We start from the raw sequence: 5,817 nt of genomic DNA on the forward strand, positions 1-5,817 counted from the left end.
CACCCGTGGGCACCGGGTGGAGGTTGCGGTCGAGCACGTAGACACGGACGTTGGGCAACGGCCGGCCGATGGTGGGCGTGGGCGAGGCGTCGAATGCGCACGCCGTGGCGTCCACCGTGCACTCGGTGGGGCCGTAGACGTTGAAGACCCGCATGCGCTCATTCGCTGCGAGGTGACTCCACGTCGCGGGGTCCACGGCCTCACCGCCCACGAGGACACGGCGGGGCACGGACTCGCGCGCCAGCAGGCCTTCCTCCAGGAGGAGGCGCAGGTGCGCGGGTGAGCAGTCGAGGACGTCCAGCGCGTCCTGGCCGATGCGCTTCACCAACTCGCCTACGTCAGCGCGGGCTTCGTCCGGGACGATGCAGAGCGTGTGGCCATCCAGCACCTGGATGAGCTGCTTCACGGAGGCGTCGAAGGACAGCGGTGCGTTGACGCTGACCCGCTCCGCCTTCTTGGCGTCAGCGTGCACGGTGCTCGCCAGCGCCAGGCGCAGGTTCAGCACGGAGCGATGCTGGATCATCACGCCCTTGGGCCGTCCGGTGCTGCCCGAGGTGTAGATGATGTAGGCCAGGTGCTCCGGTGAGACCTCGGTGACAGGGGCCACATCGGATTCCCGCGCGAGGTCCACCGCGTGCGAATCCAGGCAGAGGTCGTGCGCGGAGTGTGGCGGCAGGGTGCCGAGAAGGTGCTTTTGCGTGAGCACCACCGGTGCGCCCGTGTCCTGGAGGACGTGCGCGAGCCATTCACGCGGGTAGCTCGGGTCGATGGGCACGTAGGTGCCGCCGGCCTTGAGCGTGCCGAGGAGGCCCACGAGGGCTTCCACGGAGCGCTCCACGCAGAGCACCACGCGCACGTCGGGGCCGACGCCAAGTGACGTCAGGCGATGGGCCAGTTGATTGGCGCGCGCATCGAGTTCCCGGAAGGTGAGCTGCTCTTCACGGCACACGACGGCCAGGGCGTCGGGCGTGAGGCGGGCCTGGGCCGCGAAGGCGTCGTGGATGCAGGTGTCGCGCGGGAAGTCGACGCGCGGGCCATTCCAATCCACGAGCAACCGCTGGCGCTCGGTGTCGGTGAGCAGGGGCAGGTTCGCGAGCGTCGTGTCCGGCGTCGTGGCGATGGCCTCCAGGAGCACGCCCAGGTGGCCGGCCATGCGCTGGACGGTCGAGGCGTCGAAGAGGTCGGTGGCGTACGTCAGCGAGCCGACGAAACCCTGGGGCGACTCCTGCAAGGTGAGCGTCAGGTCGAACTTGGAGGAGCGCGTGTCCACTTCCACCGGCTGGAAGGACAGGCCCGGCAGGCGCAGCGTTCCGGTAGGCGTGTTCTGCAGGCTGAACATGGCCTGGAAGAGCGCACTGCGGCTCAGGTCGCGTGAGTGATGCACCGCTTCGACGAGTTTCTCGAACGGCAGGTGCTGGTGCTCGTAGGCGGCGAGCGTCGTGCCGCGCACCTGGGCCAGCAGCTCGCGGAAGGTGCTCCGCGGACTCAATCGCGAGCGGAACACGAGCGTGTTGACGAAGAAGCCGATGAGGCCCTCCGTCTCCTCCTGGGTACGTCCCGCGATGGGCGAGCCCACGCTGATGTCATCCTGGCCGGAGTAACGCGACAGGAGCACCTGGAAGGCCGCGAGCAGCGTCATGAAGGGCGTCGCGCCTTCACGTTGGGACAGGGCCTTGAGGGCCTCGGACACCTTGGCGGGAACCTGCACGTTCACCGTGGCGCCGCGGTGCGACTGCGTGGGCGGACGCGGACGGTCCGTGGGCAGCTCCAGCGCGGCGGGCGCCCCCGCGAGCTGCTGCTTCCAGTAGCCAAGGTGGCCGTCCAGGACCTCGCCCTGGAGCCACTCGCGCTGCCACATCGCGTAGTCCGCGTACTGCATCGGCAGGGGTGCGAGCGACGGGGACCGGCCGGCGCTGAAGGCCTCGTAGAGCGCCGCCACCTCACGGACGAGGACGCTCATGGACCAGCCGTCGGAGACGATGTGGTGCATCGTCACCAGCAGCAGGTGCTCCTCGTCGCTCAGCCGCACCAACATGGAGCGCATCAGCGGACCCGTGACGAGGTGGAACGGACGGCGCGCTTCCATGGCCGCGACGCGCTGCGCCTCCTCCTCTCGCTGCGATTCGGGGAGGTGGGTCAGGTCGGTGACGGGCAGGTCCCATCCCGACACGGCGTGGATGCGCTGCGACGGCTCCTCATCCGGGGCGGAGAGCGTGGTGCGCAGCGATTCGTGGCGCCGGACGAGCGCCTCGAAGGCACGTCGCAGCGACTCCACATCCACGCGCCCCATCATCCGCAGGGCCGTGGGGATGTTGTACGAGATGTCTCCAGGCTGGAGTTGATCCAGCAACCACAGGCGTTGCTGCGCGAAGGAGAGCGGAACGATTTCCCCGCGCGAGGTAGGTCGCAGCGGCGGCGCCTGATGCGGCGTGCGCTGGACTCCGTCCAGCCGCTTCGCGAGCGCTTCCACCGTGGGGGCCTCGAAGAGGGCCCGGAGGGGAAGCTCCACGCCGAAGGCAGCACGCACGCGCGAGACGAGCTGCGTGGCCAGCAGGGAGTGGCCGCCGAGCGCGAAGAAGTCGTCCTGCACTCCGACGCGCTCCACATGGAGCACCTGCGTGAAGAGGGCCGCGAGCTGTTCCTCGGTGGCGGTGCGCGGTGCGACGAAGGCAGCGGCGCGCGGAGCATCTCCCGGCTCGGGCAGGGCCTTGCGGTCCACCTTGCCGTTGGCGTTGAGGGGCAGGGCCTCCAGCACCATCAGCACCGAGGGCACCATGTACTCGGGCAGGTGTTGCTTGAGCCAGGCCCTGAGCACGCCCGTGTCCAGCGAGTGGCCTTCGAGCGCGGTGACGTAGCCGACGAGGCGCTTGTCTCCATCGCTCCCACGGGCGACGACGACGGCCTCGTTGACGCCAGCGGCGGCGCGCAGGGAGGTTTCGATTTCACCCAGCTCGATGCGGAAGCCCCGCACCTTCACCTGGAAGTCGATGCGGCCCTGGAAGTCGAGCGTGCCGTCCTCCCACCAGCGGGCCTTGTCGCCCGTGCGGTAGAGCCGCTCGCCGGGCGTCGTGGCGAACGGGTGGGGGACGAAGCGCTCCGCCGTGAGGTCGGGGCGGTGCAGGTAGCCCCAGGCGAGGCCCGTGCCTCCGACGTACACCTCGCCCGCGACGCCCACGGGCACCGGACGCAGGTGCGCATCCAGGACGTACGCCGTGGCGTTGGAGATGGGTCGGCCGATGGACACCGGGCCGTCCACCACGGAGTCACGGTGCAGGGGCAACGTGGTGGAGAAGGTCGTGTTCTCCGTGGGGCCATAGGCATGCACCACCGTCGAACCCTCGGGGAGACGGGGCAGGTGCGCGCGCATGCGTGCCCAGGGCATGACCTCGCCGCCGGTGAGGACCTGCGGCACCGCGGCCAGGGCTTCGGCCTGGTGCAGGGCCATCTGCTCGAAGAGCGCGGTCGTCATCCACAGCGTCGTCACGCGGTGCTGCCTCACCAGCGCGGTCAGCTCTTCCAGGGAGAGGGCGTGGGGCGGAGCAAGGACGAGCTTCGCGCCGTGGAGCAGCGCGCCCCAGATTTCGAGCGTGGAGGCGTCGAAGGCGACGGGAGCGATCTGGCTCACGACCTCATCAGGCCCGAAGCGCATGAAGGTGCTGCCGAGCACCAGGCGGGTGATGCCCCGGTGGGGCACGCAGACGCCCTTGGGGCGGCCGGTGCTGCCCGAGGTGAACATGACGTAGGCGAGCGCTTCTCCGTCCACGTGCACGTCCGGCGCGTGCGTGGGCAGCGCGGAGAGGACGTCCTGCTGCGCGTCCAGCCAGACGCGGGTGCCCGTGGCGGGCAGCAGTGGGGCGAAGGGCTGGTGCGTGAGGACCACCTCGACGTCGGCGTCCTCCAGGAGCGCGGCGATGCGCTCCACGGGGGCGTTGCGGTCCACCGGGACGAAGGCGGCACCGGCCTTGAGGATGGCGATGAGCGCGACCACCAATTCGAAGGAGCGCTCGACGGCGAGGCCGACGCGGGCTCCAGGCGTGATGCCGAGCGCACGCAGGTGGTGGGCCAGTTGGTTGGCTCGGGCGTCGAGCTGGGCGTACGTCAGCGCGGCCTCGCCTTGGATGAGGGCCACGGCGTCGGGCGTGCGGAGGGCCTGGCGCGCGAAGTGGACGTGGACGGGGACGTCGGTGGGGCTCTCCACCGTGGTGTCGTTCCAATCCACCAGCAGGCGCTGACGCTCTTCGATCCCCAGCAGGGGCAGGTCCGCCATGGGCTGCTCGGGCTTCGCGGCCACGGCTTCCAGCAGCGTGCGCAGGTGGGCGGCCATCCGCTCCACCGTGCTCGGCTTGAACAGCGCCGTGCTGTATTCCATCCAGCCGCCGAAACCCTGCGGCGAGTCCTGCAGCGTCAGCGTGAGGTCGAACTTGGCCGAGCGTGTCTCGGTCGCCACCTGCTGGAGGGCGAGGCCCGGGACGCGCAGGTCCTCGATGGGCGTGTTCTGCAGGGTGAACATCACCTGGAACAGAGGGCTGCGGCTGGGGTCCCGCACGGGCTGGAGGGCTTCCACCAGCTTCTCGAAGGGCAGGTGCTGGTGCTCATAGGCCGCGAGCGTGGTGCCGCGCACCTGGGCCAGCAGCTCCCGGAACGTCGCCTGGGGCTTCACGTGGGCTCGCAGCACGAGCGTGTTGACGAAGAAGCCGATGAGGCCTTCCGTCTCCGCCTGGGTGCGGCCCGCGATGGGCGTGCCCACGCTGAGGTCGTCCTGGCCGGAGTAGCGCGACAGGAGCACCTGGAAGCCCGCGAGCAACAGCATGAAGGGCGTCACGCCCTCGCGATTGGCGAGCGCCTTGAGGGCCTCGGAGGTCGCTTGCGGAATCCGGAGGGAGAGGGCCGCGCCTGCATGGGACTGGATGGACGGACGCGGATGATCCGTCAGCAGCTCCAACGCGGACGGAGCGCCCGCGAGCTTCTCCTTCCAGTAGCGAATCTGCGCGTCCAGCGTCTCGCCCTGGAGCCACTGGCGCTGCCACGCCGCGAAGGCCGCGTACTGCACGGGCAGTGGCGCGAGTGCGGGCTCCTGGCCCATCTGGAAGGCCGCGTACAGCGCGGTCAGTTCCCGGACGAGCACGCCCATGGACCAGCCGTCGGAGACGATGTGGTGCATCGTCACCAGCAGCAGGTGCTCCTCTTCGCTCAACCGCACCAGGGAGGTGCGCAGGAGCGGACCTGCTTCCAGGTTGAAGGCGCGCTGCGCCTCCTGATTCGCGAGGCTCCGGGCCTCTGCTTCCCGCCGGGCTTCCGGCAGGGAGGACACGTCGGTGAGCGGCAGGGTCCACGCCATGGGCGCGTGGATGTGCTGTGCGGGCTGGCCCTGATGCTGGACGAGGGTGGTGCGCAGGGTCTCGTGCCGTGCGACCAGGGCTTCGAAAGCGCGACGCAGGGACTCCACGTCCACGCGCCCCGTCAGCCGCAGGGCCGTGGGGATGTTGTACGAGACGTCTCCGGGACTGAGCTGATCGAGCAGCCAGAGGCGCTGCTGCGCGAAGGACAGCGGGGGTGCGCCTTCCGTGCGGGTCCGGGTGAGCGGGGGCAGGCGGAGGCTCGGGGTGTGGGACTGGAGGCGCGCGGCGAGCGCGGCGACGGTGGGCGCTTCGAAGAGGACGCGCAGCGGCAGCTCCACGCCGAAGGCAGCACGCACGCGCGAGACGAGCTGCGTGGCCAGGAGCGAGTGGCCGCCGAGGGCGAAGAAGTCGTCGTGGATGCTGACCTGCTCGCGACGCAGGACGAGGGCGAAGACTTCGGCGAGCTTCTCCTCGGTGG

General features: G+C 70.1%; 1 protein-coding gene. It reads right to left on the minus strand.

The window, feature by feature from the left end; all coding sequences use genetic code 11:
- On the minus strand, positions 1 to 5,817 hold a 5,817-nt coding region (locus tag D7X12_RS38500), incomplete at both ends, for a non-ribosomal peptide synthetase (protein WP_120630142.1).

Source organism: Corallococcus sicarius (genome assembly GCF_003611735.1).
Lineage (GTDB): Bacteria > Myxococcota > Myxococcia > Myxococcales > Myxococcaceae > Corallococcus > Corallococcus sicarius.